We start from the raw sequence: 15,220 nt of genomic DNA, 5'->3' as shown, positions 1-15,220 counted from the left end.
ATTGATAATCCGTACCTTTGCGGCCCCGTCAAGGTGGCGGGCCGGTGCCCTAGGGGCCGGCATTAACTCAAACTGCGCCACGGCTCTGGGTTCCGGCGGTGGTGTTCAGTGATTTAGGAACCTGCTATCTAATGGCAGAATTGGTTGACGACTTCGACTGGGATAATGTTGGAGCCAGTGGCTTCGGGGGTAACTACAACTCCGAGCAGCGCGCCGAGCTGGAAAAATTGTACGGCGACACCCTCACCACCGTGCAGGAGGAAGAGGTTATTAAGGGTACCGTGGTAGGCATCACCGACCGCGACGTTATCCTGAACATCGGCTTTAAGTCGGACGGCCTAGTGCCGCTGAGCGAATTCCGCGACCTGCCCGAGCTGAAAGTGGGCGACGAGGTGGACGTGTTCATCGAAGACCAGGAAGACGCGAACGGGCAGCTAATACTGTCGCGCAAGAAGGCTAAGATTAAGCAAGCCTGGAACGCTATCTACAGCGCCCTGGAAAATGATACCGTGCTGGAAGGCGTGGTGAAGCGCCGCACCAAGGGCGGCCTCATCATGGAGATGGATGGCGTAGAGGCCTTCCTCCCCGGCTCGCAAATTGACGTGAAGCCCATCCGCGACTTCGACATCTACGTTGGTCGCCGCATGGAAGTAAAGGTGGTGAAAATCAACGCCGCCTTCGACAACGTAGTGGTGTCGCACAAAGTCCTGATTGAGAAGGACCTCGAGCAGCAGCGCGAAGCCATCTTGAACAACCTGGAGAAAGGCCAGATTCTGGAGGGCAACATCAAGAACATGACCAACTTCGGCGTGTTCATCGACCTCGGCGGTGTCGATGGTCTGCTGCACATCACGGACATTTCGTGGGGCCGCATCGCTCACCCGAGCGAAGCCCTGCAGCTCGACCAGAAACTCAACGTGGTAGTGCTGGACTTCGACGAAGCCAAGAAGCGCATCTCGCTGGGTCTCAAGCAACTGACTCCCCACCCGTGGGATTCGCTGCCGGCCGACCTCGGCCCCGGCTCGCGCGTACAGGGCCGCATCGTGAACGTGGCCGACTACGGCGCGTTTATGGAAGTGGTACCGGGCGTCGAAGGCCTCATCCACGTGTCGGAAATGAGCTGGAGCCAGCACCTGCGCAACCCGCAGGACTTCATCAAGCAAGGCGACATCGTGGAAGCGGTGGTGCTGACCCTCGACCGCGAGGAGCGCAAGATGAGCCTAGGCATCAAGCAACTGACCGAAGACCCGTGGACCCGTGGCGACTTCGCCGAGAAGTTTGCCGTGGGCACCAAGCACAGCGGCACCGTGCGCAACCTCACTAACTTCGGCCTCTTCGTGGAGCTGGAGGAGGGCGTAGACGGCCTCGTGCACGTGTCGGACTTGTCGTGGACCAAGAAAATTAAGCACCCCTCGGAGGTGGTCAAGGTAGGCGACAAGCTCGACGTAGTGGTGCTGGAGCTGGATATGCCGGCCCGCCGCCTGGCTCTGGGCGTGAAGCAGCTGGAGGAAAACCCTTGGGATACCTTCCAGACCGTGTTCACCCCCGGCTCGGTGCACAAGGCAACCATCACTGAGAAGTCGGACCGTGGCGCGGTGCTCGAATTGCCCTACGGCATCGAAGGCTTCGCGTACCCGAAAGGCCTGGTGAAGGAAGATGGCACAACCGCCGAAAACGGCGAGCAGCTTGACTTCCGCGTTACCGAGTTCTCGAAGGACGACCGTCGCATCGTGCTGTCGCACACCGCCGTGTACAACAAGGAGGACGAGAGCAACAAGTCGTCGAACTCGAAATTTGCCAAGAAGGCTCCCGCTGCTGGCGGTGCTACCCAGGGCGAAGGCAAGCTGAGCGACCTCAAGAAGCCGGCCGACAAGAACACCCTAGGCGACCTCGACGCCCTGAGCGCATTGCGCGACCAGATGGCTACTACCGAGCGCCAAACGGCCGAAGACCGCCTGAAGAACCGCGTGGAGAACCAAGTTCCCCTGGCCGGTCCTTCGCCCGACAACGCTGACATTGCTTAAGCTTTGGCAGTAGGCTAGTTAAAAAGCCCCGAGCCGTGAGGTTCGGGGCTTTTTTGTGGGCAGAAGCTACACCAAACGGTTTTCCTTCGTACTTTTGCAGCCCCAAGCCGGTAACGTGACCGAGTGGCTAGGTAGAGGTCTGCAAAACCTCCTACGGCGGTTCGAATCCGCCCGTTACCTCTCTTATACCATTAAAGTCCCGCTAAGTCAAGCACTTAGCGGGACTTTTTGCTTGTCTACTACTGGAAGAGTTGACTAGCGGCTGTAAAGAGAGTGGAGCAGCGCCGTTGAGCCAGCATGGGTTGCTGGCTCAACGGCGCTGCTTTTCAGGCTTCGTGGGCATCGTTTCCGGTGATAATGGTATTGCGAAGCTCACCACTTGGTATCGCCGGCTGCACCCGCCTTGCTTTCTTCGGGCTTAAGCAGGCGGAACTCGACGCGGCGGTTTACGCGGGCGTCGGCCTCGGTTAGCTCGTCTTTGAGGGGCTTGCTAGCGCCGTAGCCGAAGCTATCGATGCGGTTGGGGCCAAGTTTGCCCTTGCGCTCGATGTAGCGGCGGATTTCCTCGGCGCGGTCCTGCGAGAGCTTTTCGTTTACCTCCGGGTCGCCGCGGCCATCGGTGTGGCCCGCAATGCTGAGGCGGAAGTTCGGGTGGTCAACCAAGAACAGGCTAATGCGGTCGAGCGTGGGGTGCATAGAGGACAGAATACCGGCCTTACCGGGCTCAAACTCGATGTTGCGGAAGATGAGCGGCAGCTTATAGTCGATGCTGTTGGTGAGCAGCGTCATCACCGTGTCCCCTTTCAAGGCAAACTGCTTTTCGACCGAAAAAAAGTCGGGGCTCTGAATGAGCATGGCGTAGCGCGAGCCGTCGATGAGGTTGAAGTCGAACGAGCCATCGGGCCGCAGGTACTTGCTAGCCACCTCAATACCGTTGTCGAGGTCGATGATGCTAATGATGCCTTTCAGTGGTTTGCTACTCACCGAGTCGAGTAGGGTACCGCTCACCTGGGTGGTGGCCAGCGGCTGGGCTTCCATGGGCAGCGGGAAAGAGAACAAATCCAGGTTCTGCATGTCCTTCTCCTCCGAGCGGGCGTAGTAGAGGTTCTTGCTCTGGCTGTCGATAGTGAAGTAATACTCTGACCCTTTGCCATTTACCAGCGGCCCAATGTTGCGCGGCTCCTGCCAGCGGCCTTGCACCCGGTAGGTCTTGTAGATGTCGAAGTCGCCAAAGTTGAGCAGCTGCCCACGCGAGCTGAAGTACAGCACCTGGTACTTGGGGTGGAAATAGGGGCTCACCTCACTTTCGCGGGTGTTTACCACGGGCCCCATATTCATCGCTTTGCCCCACTGGCCGTTTTTGCCCTTCACCGTGTAGTAGATGTCGCTGAGCCCGAAGCCCCCTAGGCGGTCGCTGGCGAAGTAAAGCGTATCCTCACGGGGCGAGAGGGCGGGCTGCGAATCCCAGTTAGGCGAGTTTACCAGCGCCCCCAGGCTCTTGGGCGTGCTCCACTTGCCATCCTTGCCCAGGCTGGCCGTGAACAAGTCGCAGTTGCCGTGGCAGGTGGGGCACTCGCAGCGGGCGAAAAAGATGGTGCGCCCGTCGTGCGAGAAGCACGCCGAGCCCTCGTTATAAGAAGAGTTAATGGGCTTGGGCAGGGGCTCGGCGTCGGTCCAGAAAGTGGCGCCTTCGCGGTGCGAGGTGTACAAGTCTTCGTCCACCACCCGCTTGAGCGTGCTGCCGCGCTGCTTGCGCTTCGAGGTGAAGAGCAGCACCGAGTCGGCCGCCCCTAGGGTAGGGCCGTAGTCGGCGGCCTCGGAGTTGATGCCGCTGCCCATGTTGGTGTAAATCCCCTTGGGCGGGTGGAACGTGTTGATACTCTTGCGGTACTCCACAATGTCGTAGTACACCTTGAGCGGCACGTAGAGGTCGGTCGTTTTCTGCTCTAGCGAATCGTAGTAGAGCTGCACGCGCGTCACATCGGTGCGGTGGTGCTTGAGGGCCAGGCGGAAGTAAGCCTTGGCGCGCTCGGCCTGGGTGCTGTCGCGCTGCCACAGCTGCCCCAGGTGCCACAGTAAGTCGGTGTTGCGGTAGAAGTTATCGATGCCGAAGTGGTGCACGTACTCCTCCAGCAGGGTGCGGGCCTCGCCGTAATGGTGCCGCCGCTCGGCCCGCTGAATGGCCTTGAGCGCCTTTTTATCCTCGTAAAACGCCACTTTGTTGACGTTAGGAAAGTCGGGCGTACCATCGGCGCGCACGCGCAGCTGGCGCTTGGCCGTGGCACGCAGCACCTGCTGGCGGTAGGGCGTGTGGGCGGCGCGGCGGCTCGTATCGGTAGGCGCGGCTTTAGCTGGGGCAGCAGCCCTAGGGGCTGGCGTGGCCCGCGGCGGTGGCAAGGGCTTCGTGGTTTTGCGGCCAGGGTTATCCATGCCCCCCCCCGGTTGGAAGCGCGGGTTAAGCTGGGCCCACGCGCTAGTTACCCCAGCAAGTTGCAACCCGCACGTAATCAAGCAATAATATATAATTTTTAACATTACATTCACAAGCTATAGCGTAAGTAAGCTGCAAGTTCTCACCAAAGCGCGGCTATTGTCAAATTACCTGCTCGCGGGGCTTGGCAAAGTATGGGATTAGCTGCTTAAAATCACATTTTTACTTCCTGCTTTCGGCTGCGGGCCCGCGCCGTCCGGCAGCCATTGCCTGGCTAGCGCGGGCTTGCGTTGGCTGGGCCGAGCCGGGGCTAGCTTTTGGCGGATGCAGAGCCTAGGGGCGCGGAGCTGCGCGAGGTGAGCGCGGCGGTTTTTTGCTTGGCACGGGGCTTGTGCTTTACCCCGCTTGCCCCGGCCGTACCTTCGCCGGGTGCTGGTGAGCTGCCACTCTGGCAGCCCGTGCCGCGCTGCGCGGCTGGTTTATTTCTGCTTTGCTCATGCCCTTTGATTTGTCCCGCCCCGGCCGTTCGGCAGCGGGTGGCCCCGACTCGCCATCCGAAGCCATTGCCATTATGGCGGCCGACCCCGACCACCTACTGCCTGCCGCCGACGCTCCCGCTACCCTGGCTCTGCTGCCAGTGCGCAACACGGTGCTCTTTCCGGGCGTGGTGCTGCCCGTGACGGTAACGCGCCGCAAAAGCGTGAAGCTGGTGCGCAAGCTCGCCGCTAAGCCCGAGAAACTAATTGGCGTAGTCGCTCAGCGCCAAGCCGATGTGGATGAGCCCAGCGTAGCCGACCTCTACCCGGTGGGTACGCTGGCGCGCATTCTAAAGCTCATCGACCAGCCCGACGATACCGTTACCATTATCATTCAGGGCCAGCTGCGCTTCGTGGTGGGCGAGGAAATAAGCTTTGCCCCGCAGCTCACGGCGCGGGTTACGTACTTTGAGGAGAAGGCCCTGGACCCTAATCTCGATGGGGAAATGGTGCTGCTGCAAAGCCTGCGCGAAGCCGCTGGCAAGGTGCTGGAGCTAACCCCCGAGATACCCCTGGAAGCCCGCACCATGCTGGAGGGCATTCAGTCGCCGGCCTTTCTGACGCATTTTTTGAGCAGCAACGTGCAGCTAGAAGTGCCGGCCAAGCAGGCCCTGCTGGAGCTGGCCGAGCCCGAAACCCAGGCCCGCCAGCTGCTCGAAGCGCTGCTGCGCCAGATTGAGCTGCTCGAAATCAAGAACGACATTCGCACCAAGGTGCACACCGGCATTGACGCCGAGCAGCGCGAATACTTCCTGCGCAAGCAGCTCAAGACCTTGCAGGACGAGCTGGGCCAGGGCGAGGGCAGCCCCGAGGGCGACGTGGCCGCGCTGCGGGCCCGCGCCGTGGGCAAAAAGTGGCCCGAAGCCGTGGCCAAGCACTTCGACAAGGAGCTGGCGAAGCTGGGCCGCCTCAACCAGATGGCGCCCGACTACCCCGTGACGCTCAATTACGTGGAGTTTCTGCTCGACTTGCCTTGGGGCGATACGACCAAGGATAAGTTTAACCTAAAAAGCACCAAGAAAATCCTGGATGCCGACCACTTCGGGCTGGAAAAGGTGAAGGAGCGCATCTTGGAATACCTGGCGGTGCTGAAGCTGAAGCAGGATTTGAAGGCGCCGATTTTGTGCCTCTACGGCCCGCCCGGCGTGGGCAAGACCAGCCTGGGCCGCAGCATTGCGCAGGCCCTAGGGCGCAAGTATGTGCGCCTGAGCCTGGGCGGCGTGCGCGACGAGGCCGAGATACGGGGGCACCGCAAAACCTACGTGGGCGCCATGCCCGGCCGCATTATTTCGCAGCTTAAAAAGGCGGGCGTGGACAACCCGGTGATTGTGCTGGATGAGATTGACAAGGTGAGCAGCGACTTCCGCGGCGACCCTAGCTCGGCGCTGCTGGAGGTGCTGGACCCCGAGCAGAACTCAACCTTCACCGATAACTACTTGGAGGTGGAGTATGACCTGAGCAAGGTGCTGTTCATTGCCACCGCCAACTCGCTCGATACTATTCAGCCGGCGCTGCGCGACCGGATGGAAATTATCGACCTGACGGGCTACACCCAGGAGGAGAAAGTGCAGATTGCCAAGAAGCACCTCTGGCCCAAGCAATTGCGCGAGCACGGACTGGGCGAAACCGAGGTGAAGATAACCGACCCGGCCCTGCACCGCGTGGCCGACGACTACACCCGCGAGAGTGGCGTGCGCAGCCTGGAGCGCCAGCTGGCGGCCCTCACGCGCAACCTAGCCCGCCGCAAGGCTGGCAAGGAGCCCCTACCCGCCCAAATTGACCCGGCCGAGGTGCAGAAGATTCTGGGCGCGCCGCGCTTCGACCGCGACAAAGACCAGGACCACGACACGGCGGGCGTGGTAACGGGCCTGGCCTGGACGAGCGTGGGCGGCGACATTCTGTTCGTGGAGAGCTTGCTAAGTCGCGGGCGGGGCAAGCTCACGCTCAGCGGGCAGCTTGGCGACGTGATGAAGGAATCGGCCATCACGGCCCTCTCCTACCTGCGCTCACGGGCCGACGAACTAGGCATCGACTACCGCCTGTTTGAGCAGTACGACTTGCACATTCACTTTCCCGAGGGCGGCATTCCGAAGGACGGGCCGAGCGCCGGCATTGCCATTTTTACCAGCATCGCCTCGGCCTACACCCAGCGCCGGGTGCGCCCGCACCTGGCCATGACAGGCGAAATTACCCTGCGCGGCCGGGTGCTGCCGGTGGGCGGCATCAAGGAGAAGCTGCTGGCCGCGCGCCGGGCCGGCATCGACACTATTATCCTCTCGCCCAAAAACCGCAAGGACGTGGACGAGATTCCGGCCGACTATCTCAAGGGCGTGCGCATTCACTACGCCGAGCGCGTGGATGACGTGCTGGCCGTGGCCCTGCTGCCCGAGCTGGTGGCGCGCCCCCAGAAGCTGCCAGTGCGCAACGAGGCGCCCGCGCCCCTAGGGCCCAGCGTGGAGGTGCAGTAGCCAGCCCACAACAGGAAATCAGCGCGTCATGCTGAGCTTGTCAAAGCATCTCTACCACGCCGCCTAACGATGCGGTAGAGATGCTTTGACAAGCTTAGCATGACGTTCGCTTTTATTGTTTTTTCTATCTCTACTCCATTCATTATTTCGCTGCCTATGCTCGTTACCTTCGAACGATGAAGCACCTCTCCGCTTTTTTAGTGCTCCTGCCGTTCGCTGCCCAGGCGCAGCTGGGTGGTCGGCACGCGTTTCCGTTTCTGGAGCTGCCGCCTTCGGCCCAGGTGGCGGCCCTAGGGGGCATGACGGCCTCGGCCCGCAGCAGCGACCCCACGCAGTTTCTGGCCAGCCCGGCCCTGCTCAATGCCGACATGGACCACGGCGTGGGCGTGAGCTACGTGGGCTACGTGACGGACATTCGGCAGAGCACGGCGGCTTATGTGTTCAACACCGAGAAGCGCGGGCGCTTCGGCCTGGGGCTCACCTACTTGAACTACGGCAGTTTTGAGAGCTACGACGCGGCGGGCAACTCGCTAGGCACGTTTTCGGTGAATGAGTACGCGCTGGCGGCGGCCGACTCGTACACCAAGGGCCAGTTTACGTTTGGCCTCACGGCCAAGCTGGCGGCCTCGGGCCTGGCCGGTAACCGGGCCCTAGGGCTGGCCGCCGACGCAGGTGTGCTTTGGAAGCCCCACGCCGAGCAGGACTTTACAGTGGGGCTGGTGGTGCGCAACGCGGGCTACATGCTGGTGCCCTACACGGCCGCCGCGCGCGAGCCGCTGCCGCTTGATGTGCAGTTGGGCACCACCGTCAAGCCCGAGCACATGCCGCTGCGCTTCACCTTCACGGCCCACCACTTGCAGCAGTGGAATATTCAGTACCTCGACCCTAACTCGACCTCGACCAATGCGGCGGGCGATACCATCCGGGCGCAGCGCAACTTTGCCGACAACCTGGCCCGGCACCTCACGGTGGGCGCCGAGCTGCTGCTGGGCAAGGGCCTGAGCCTGCGGGCGGGCTACAACCACCTGCAGGCTCGCGAGCTGCGCCTGGCCAACGTAGGCGGCGGGGCGGGCTTCAGCTTCGGGGCCAAAGTGCGCATTGCGCAGTTTCAGCTCGACTATACCTACGCCACGCTGCAGGCGGCCGGCAGCAGCAATTATTTTACGCTGAGCCACAATTTTGGCGCCGCCGCGCCGCGCAACGACTAGCTTTTTTGCGTTGCAAAGAATGGCAGGCTGCGCCGGCCGCAGCATCTTGGCAGGGTCGTTGGGGGTACTGCCTGCTGGCCCTGCGCAAGGACTCTGGCCTAGGCGGCCTGACGTTCTTTCAGCTTGTGCTAGTCTGAACTATCCTTTTTACCCGTATGCTCGACGAAACCTTTTTGACCCCGGCCCAAATCGTGGCCGAGCTAGACAAATACATTATCGGCCAGCACGAGGCCAAGCGCCACGTGGCCATTGCCTTGCGCAACCGCTGGCGCCGGCTGCACGCCCCGGCTGATATGCAGAAGGAAATCGTGCCCAACAACATCCTCATGATTGGGGCTACTGGCGTGGGCAAAACCGAAATTGCGCGCCGCCTGGCGTTTCTGGCCGATGCCCCCTTCGTGAAAGTGGAAGCCAGCAAGTTTACCGAAGTGGGCTACGTGGGGCGCGACGTGGAAAGCATGGTGCGCGACCTGGCCGAGCAGGCCGTGAGCCGCCTGCGCCAGCGCCGCCAGGAGGCCGTGCGCACCCAGGCCGCCCAGGCCGTGGAAGATATTATCCTGGACGCGCTGATTCCGCCCGTGAAAGCGCCGGCCAAGGACGCCAGCGGCAGCCGCAGTGGCCTAGGGTTCAACGCGGGCATTAGCGGCGACACCATTGCTGGCGACGCGGTGCCCAACTCGGACCAGGAGCTGAACGAGCGTACCCGCGAGCGCTTCCGCCAGAAGATTCGCAACGGCGAGCTGGACGACCGGCGCATTGAAATTAATGTGGCGCAAAGCGGCCCCAGCGTAGGCATTATGGGTGCGCCGGGCATGGATGAGGCCACCATGTCGGGCCTACAGGATATGCTAGGGGCCATGCTGCCCAAAAAGCAGAAGAAGCGCAAGGTGACCGTGGCTGAGGCCCGCCGCGTGCTGCTGGACGAGGAAGCCGCCAAGCTAGTAGATATGGACGAGATTAAGGAGGAAGCCGTGCGCCAGGCCGAGAACTCGGGCATCATCTTCATCGACGAGATTGATAAGGTGGCCACTGGCAGCGGCAGCGGCAAGAGCGGCGGCCCCGACGTGAGCCGCCAGGGCGTGCAGCGCGACTTGCTGCCCATCGTGGAGGGCTCAGCCGTGAATACCAAGTACGGCATTGTCAATACCGACCACATTTTGTTTATCGCCGCCGGCGCCTTCCACGTCAGCAAGCCCAGCGACCTGATACCCGAGCTGCAGGGCCGCTTCCCCATCCGCGTAGAACTGCAAAGCCTGACCAAAGACGACTTCTACCGCATTCTGAAAGACCCCAAAAACGCCCTTACCAAGCAGTACCAGGCCCTACTGGCCGCCGAGGACGTAACCCTAGAATTTGAGGACGAGGCCCTGCTCAAGCTGGCCGACATTGCGGCCGAGGTGAACGCCGAGGTCGAGAACATTGGCGCCCGCCGCCTGCACACCGTTATGAGCCGCCTGCTCAACGAACTGCTCTTCGACGTGCCCGATAAGCTGCCTGCCGGCACGCAGCTGAACGTAACGCCCGCGCTGGTAGAAGAGCGCCTGCGCGATATGGTGAAGAACCGCGACTTGAACCAATATATCCTGTGAGGCATCCCTAGGGCAAAAAAACCCTCAGCCGCATTGGCTGAGGGTTTTTTTATAGCTAAAGCCCTGAATTAAAAACCAGGGTTCTGCGTCAGCACACCCGGCGCGAGGTTAATATCGCGTAGCGGCAGCGGAAACAAGTTGCGGTAGGCCTGGTCCCAGGCGTTAGGGTTAGTAGTAGACCCGGTGCCCAGCGTCGACTGCACGGTATTGGTGCGGCGCAAGTCAATCCAGTAGTGGCCTTCGTAGGCTAGCTCTAAACGCCGCTGTAGCAGAATATCCGTAATTAGACCAGCCGCAGTATTAGCAGTGGAATTAGCTAAGCCGGCCCGTTTACGGATAATGTTCAGTTGGGTGGTAGCGGTAATAAGGTCGCCAGTTTGAGCCGCTGCTTCGGCGATAGTGAGCACTACCTCGGCATAGCGCACAATGTTAAAGTAATCATCGCGCGTGCTCGTGTGTGTGTATTTAAGTGTAGTACCAGCCGTAACGGTACTGTTGTTAATTGGCAAGCGCAGGTCACCCGTGGTGTGCGCATTAATTAGCCCCTGGCTTGGGTCAAACTCGTTACGTCCGCCTGGCGACGGAAACCAGTAAAAGGCGTACAAGTTCTGATCGGTAGCCGAAAAGAATAGTTGCCAGATAGCATCGGGCGTAGTCGTAGACGAAGGCGCCGCCGTAGTAAATCCAGATACAACCGGTACCTGCTGAGCAAATTTCAGTGCATCAGCGTAATTGCGCATACGCAGTTCAAAACGAGCACGCAAAGCTTGTGCCGCGTTTTTAGTTACGCGAGTACCTGTGCCAGCCGACAGGTTGGCGATAGCAAAATCTAAGTCGGCGCGAATAGCTGTAGCCACATCGGCTTCCGAAGAGCGTGCCAGCGGGGTAGTTTGGGCACCAATTGCTGTAGTAGCCGTTAGGCGCAGTGGTACGCCCGCTCCGCCCGAATAGCCGTAGCCAGCCGTGGTGCCGCCCCATAGCGAGAGCAAATTCATGTAGCAAAGAGCCCGAATAGCACGGGCTTCGGCCTGCGTAGCTAGCTTGGCAAACGCAGGGTCGCTAATGTTGTCGCTTTGCTGTAACAGATAGTTGCAGCGGTTGATGGCATCGTACATGCTGGACCACAGAGTGGACATCTCACCGTTATCGGCCGAAATCTGATTTTGTGCTATCAGGCCATAGGTAGTGTTATAAGTACCTACCTCAATGATGTTATTCGACACCATATCGATGTCCGACGGAAACGAGGCACCGTAATAGTTGGTGTTTTGCAGAGCGTCGTAGCAGCCTAGCAAACCGGCAGCTGCGTCTGCCCTAGTGCTATAACCTTTATCTGAGACGATACTAGTCTGCGGCTCCACGTTTAGGGCTTTGTCACAGGCCCCTACCCCTAGGCCTAAGCCAAGTAGCAATGTTGCACGAGTAGTTAGTTGACGTAAACTATGTATATTCATTGGAAATGCTATTTTAAAAAATTAGAAGCCGAGCGTGACCCCGCCAGTCAGCGTACGGGCTTGTGGATAAGTGAAGAAGTCGGTACCTAGAGCTGCGTTGTAGGTGGCGGTAGATGCACCACCACCTTGGCCGTAGGTATTTACTTCGGGGTCAAGGCCCTTGTACTTTGTGAATGTTACTAGGTTTTGCGATTGCACATACACCCGTAATGTGCGTGCATGCAAACGGCTAAGAAGGGCGCTAGGTAACGTATAGCCAAGCGTTACAGACTTGAAGCGGCCATAAGAACCATCTTCTAAGAAGCGAGTAGAAGTCCGGCTGTTGTTATTGGGGTCACCATACGCGGCCCGCGGAATGTCGGTATTCGTATTGGTCGCAGTCCAGCGATTCAGCACCGTTACATCAGCGCTGTACGAAGTACTCATGCCTTCGGTGTAGGAGCGCGAGCTATTATAAATCTGATTACCCACGTTGTATTGAAAGAGCACATTTAGATCAAAGCCTTTGAAACGGAATGTGTTGGTAATACCGCCGTAATACTTAGGCTGGGCACTACCGATAATTTGTTGGTCGGCAGCAGTAATTACGCCATCACCATCTAAGTCGCGGAACATAATATCACCAGGGCGGGTGGATGTGGTCTGATAGGTGGCCGTGGCCACACCTGTTTTAGTCCGCAACGCGCTGTTGAGCGCATTAATCTCGTCTTGCGACTGGAAGATATGGTCAGCCACGTAGCCGTAGAAGGCGCCTAGCGGCTGCCCGGCCTGCAAACGGCTGGCAAAACCGTAACCCACACCCGTGGGGCTAGGGTTGGCAATGTCGAGCACTTTATTGCGGTTGAAGCTAATATTGAAGTTAGTCGACCAATTGAAACCGTCGCCTTCGTTCTGGATGTTAATGGTCGTTAAAGCCACCTCTAAGCCTTTATTTTCAAGGCTGCCCACGTTGGCACTGTAACTGCTGAAGCCGGTATCGTAAGTAACACTCTGGGGCAGCAGCAAGTCGGTAGTGCGGCGATAATAAAGGTCAGCCGACACATAGAGGCGGTTCTTCAGAAAAGCAAAGTCTAGGCCCAAGTCGGTGGCACTAGTGCGCTCCCATTTCAAATCGGAGTTAGCCAACTGCGCAAGGGCCAAACCACCCTGGTCTAAGTAGTTATAGCCTACACCAATCAGGCCGAGCGCCCCAAAGTTGGCGGTGGGCTGGTTGCCGGTCTGGCCATAGCTACCGCGCAGCTTCAGCTCCGACAGCGCCGTTTGGTCTTTCAAAAAGTCTTCATCGATGATGCGCCAGCCCGCCGAAAATGCTGGAAAGTAGCCAACACGGTTATTTTGGCCGAAGCGCGAAGAGTTATCGCGGCGTACCGAAGCAGAGAGCAAATAACGCCCCTTATACGCATAGTCAGCCTTAGCCAGCAGACCGAAAAGAGTATTAGAGGTAGAAGACGAAGTAATAGCAACCTTAGTAGCACCGGCGACCAATTCACGGATAGCGTTACCAGGCAGGCCGCTCACAGTAGCAAAGTTGCTGCTATAGGCATCACGTTGGTATTCGGCTACGAACAACGCGTTCAAGCTATGGTCGGTACCGAATGTTTTCACATAATTCAATGAGCTGATGTGGTTGAAGTTGGCATCTTGCAATGTGCCTTGCGAGGCTTGTCCATTCACTGAGGCGCCAGCGTTCGTTAAGGTAGAATAAAACTGGTCATCGCGGGCGTAGTTAAAGTCTAAGCCGAAAGTGGCACGGTAGCGCAGATTCTTAATTAACTCAAACTCTGTGTACTGGCTACCAATCAAGCGGTTGGTAGCGCTCTTGATATAGGGCTCGGTAGCGGCTACGTAAGGGTTTTCTAACGAGCCGTTTTTGTAATAGGTACCGTCCGTATTATAAAGCGGCAAGTCAGTAGCATATAGGCGCGCAGTGGTCAGCACCCCGTAAATGCTATTATCGTTGTTAATACGGGTATTCACACTTCGGTTGAGACCAATAGAGGCGCCCATCCGAATCTTATCTGACAACTTGTTATCCAGCGTAAAGCGTACGCTACCCCGAGTATAACCCGAGCCTAGCACAATACCGTCTTGATCGAAGTAATTAGCTGCTAGACGGTAGCGACTGGCATCGCTTCCGCCTGAGAAGGTTACTCCGTAGTTACTAATACGCGCATCGCGCAGTACTATGTCGCTCCAGTTGGTAGTAGGCGCGGTGCTAGGATTCTGAAACTGACTCAGTGGCCTAATTGCGCCATTGTTAGCATACGAATAAGTGTAAGCACTTGAAGTAGTTGCTAGCGTGCGGGTACCTGCCGTAGCGCGGAATATATAAGCTGTTAATTCAGCTAGGCTATTGTAACGCACAGGCAGCCCACCAGAAGCGCCTGTTGTTACGGTACCATCAGCATTGACCGGATAGGCGCCAGCTACTTCATCTAGGAAAAGCTGCGTCTGCTGCGGACCATCAAGCACTTTGGGGCGCTTCCAGGCCGACTGCACACCGGTGTAATAATCCAAGTCTACGTTGGCCTTACCTGCTTTGCCTCGCTTAGTCGTAATCAGTACTACCCCGTTAGAGGCGCGCGAGCCATAGATAGCTGCCGAAGCAGCATCCTTCAGTACTTCAATAGAAGCGATATCGTTTGGATTAAGGTCGTTCAGACCATTTACACCTTGGTTACCAGTACCTAGCTGCGAGGTGCTAGTAGTAATAATAGGTAGGCCGTCTACCACGTACAGCGGCTCGTTGCTAGCCGAGATGGAGGCCGCCCCGCGTACGCGTACCTGCACGCCTGCACCGGGCGTACCCGAGTTCTGGAACACCTGTACCCCAGCAGCGCGGCCTTGCAGGGCCTGGTCTACGCCAATGACGGGCTGGTCTTTGTACTGCGCCGAGTTTACCGTAGCAATGGAGCTGGTCAGGTCGCGGCGCGACTCTACTTGCCCGTAGCCAGTTACCACCACTTCGCTCAATTGCTTATTATCGGCGGCCAGCACGACATCAATCGTGTTGCGGTTGCCGATAGCAACTTCTTGGGTAACCATGCCTACCGAGCTAAATACCAATATACTACCCGTAGCGGGAACATCTAGGGTGTACCGACCGTCAGTATTGGTTGATATTCCCGTCGTGGTGCCTTTCAGTAGCACCGTTACACCCGGCAGACCTTCGCCCGATGTTTGGTCGATTACTCGTCCCGTAACGGTGCGCGTTTGAGCCAGCACCGTTTGGAAGAGGGTAAACATGAGCACCAGACTCATGAGTAAGGTTTTCTTCATATGAGTGAAGGAAAAAATAAAAATGATTGAAGTGTGAAGCTGCTAAAATATGCTTCAAATAGCGTCCAAACCAAATTACCGCCACTAACATTAGCGGTATTTTACCAAATATTCATAAAAAAGGATAATAGGTATATCGATAATGTGCAGGTTATGAGCCTACTACTAAATCTTATTCTTTCTTAACAGTTTATTATTACTAAACAATAGAATTACAACTATTTAGGCTAT

7 protein-coding genes and 1 tRNA gene are annotated in these 15,220 nt (G+C 58.1%); 5 read left to right on the top strand and 3 right to left on the bottom strand.

Annotated features, from left to right (window positions below; genetic code table 11):
• Nucleotides 1–131 precede the first annotated feature (131 nt).
• The gene (gene rpsA / locus HHL22_RS20025) at nucleotides 132–2,024 is read left to right on the top strand and encodes a 30S ribosomal protein S1 (protein WP_169533156.1); all 1,893 of its coding nucleotides are present in this window, start codon (nucleotides 132–134) and stop codon (nucleotides 2,022–2,024) included.
• 109 nt (nucleotides 2,025–2,133) lie between these two features.
• A tRNA-Cys gene (locus HHL22_RS20020) sits at nucleotides 2,134–2,204 on the top strand.
• A gap of 192 nt (nucleotides 2,205–2,396) precedes the next feature.
• Here the strand turns inward: HHL22_RS20020 and HHL22_RS20015 are convergent.
• Entirely contained in the window at nucleotides 2,397–4,454 is a 2,058-nt protein-coding gene (locus HHL22_RS20015; RefSeq protein ID WP_169533155.1) for an OmpA family protein, read from the bottom strand.
• Between the two features lie 497 nt (nucleotides 4,455–4,951).
• Between HHL22_RS20015 and lon the strand changes: the two genes are divergently transcribed.
• The 3 genes from lon to hslU all read left to right on the top strand — a co-directional run bounded on the left by lon (nucleotide 4,952) and on the right by hslU (nucleotide 10,256).
• Nucleotides 4,952–7,459 carry an endopeptidase La gene (gene lon, locus HHL22_RS20010; protein WP_195809336.1) on the top strand — a complete coding sequence of 836 codons (2,508 nt, stop codon included), beginning with the start codon at nucleotides 4,952–4,954 and terminating at the stop codon, nucleotides 7,457–7,459.
• 176 nt (nucleotides 7,460–7,635) lie between these two features.
• Nucleotides 7,636–8,667, top strand: a complete 1,032-nt coding sequence (porQ, locus tag HHL22_RS20005) for a type IX secretion system protein PorQ (protein WP_169533154.1) — start codon at nucleotides 7,636–7,638, stop codon at nucleotides 8,665–8,667.
• 155 nt (nucleotides 8,668–8,822) lie between these two features.
• Complete coding sequence (gene hslU, locus HHL22_RS20000) at nucleotides 8,823–10,256, top strand: ATP-dependent protease ATPase subunit HslU (RefSeq protein ID WP_169533153.1); 1,434 nt, start codon at nucleotides 8,823–8,825, stop codon at nucleotides 10,254–10,256.
• Nucleotides 10,257–10,324: 68 nt separating this feature from the next.
• Here hslU and HHL22_RS19995 read toward each other — a convergent pair whose 3' ends face one another.
• Nucleotides 10,325–11,710, bottom strand: a complete 1,386-nt coding sequence (locus tag HHL22_RS19995) for a RagB/SusD family nutrient uptake outer membrane protein (RefSeq protein ID WP_241738189.1) — start codon at nucleotides 11,708–11,710, stop codon at nucleotides 10,325–10,327.
• A 21-nt stretch (nucleotides 11,711–11,731) separates the two neighbouring features.
• Nucleotides 11,732–14,989 carry a SusC/RagA family TonB-linked outer membrane protein gene (locus tag HHL22_RS19990; protein ID WP_169533151.1) on the bottom strand — a complete coding sequence of 1,086 codons (3,258 nt, stop codon included), beginning with the start codon at nucleotides 14,987–14,989 and terminating at the stop codon, nucleotides 11,732–11,734.
• Nucleotides 14,990–15,220: the final 231 nt, after the last annotated feature.

Source organism: Hymenobacter polaris (assembly GCF_012927305.1).
In the GTDB taxonomy this organism is placed as follows: domain Bacteria; phylum Bacteroidota; class Bacteroidia; order Cytophagales; family Hymenobacteraceae; genus Hymenobacter; species Hymenobacter polaris.
The sequence above is the reverse complement of the archived record's forward strand: the minus strand, read 5'-3'. Positions and strand labels throughout refer to the sequence as shown.

Excerpts from the sequence above, each read along its gene's own strand:
- rpsA (WP_169533156.1), top strand. The coding sequence starts at position 132 with ATGGCAGAATTGGTTGACGACTTCGACTGGGATAATGTTGGAGCCAGT.
- HHL22_RS20015 (WP_169533155.1), bottom strand. The coding sequence starts at position 4,454 with ATGGATAACCCTGGCCGCAAAACCACGAAGCCCTTGCCACCGCCGCGG.
- lon (WP_195809336.1), top strand. The coding sequence starts at position 4,952 with ATGCCCTTTGATTTGTCCCGCCCCGGCCGTTCGGCAGCGGGTGGCCCC.
- porQ (WP_169533154.1), top strand. The coding sequence starts at position 7,636 with ATGAAGCACCTCTCCGCTTTTTTAGTGCTCCTGCCGTTCGCTGCCCAG.
- hslU (WP_169533153.1), top strand. The coding sequence starts at position 8,823 with ATGCTCGACGAAACCTTTTTGACCCCGGCCCAAATCGTGGCCGAGCTA.
- HHL22_RS19995 (WP_241738189.1), bottom strand. The coding sequence starts at position 11,710 with ATGAATATACATAGTTTACGTCAACTAACTACTCGTGCAACATTGCTA.
- HHL22_RS19990 (WP_169533151.1), bottom strand. The coding sequence starts at position 14,989 with ATGAAGAAAACCTTACTCATGAGTCTGGTGCTCATGTTTACCCTCTTC.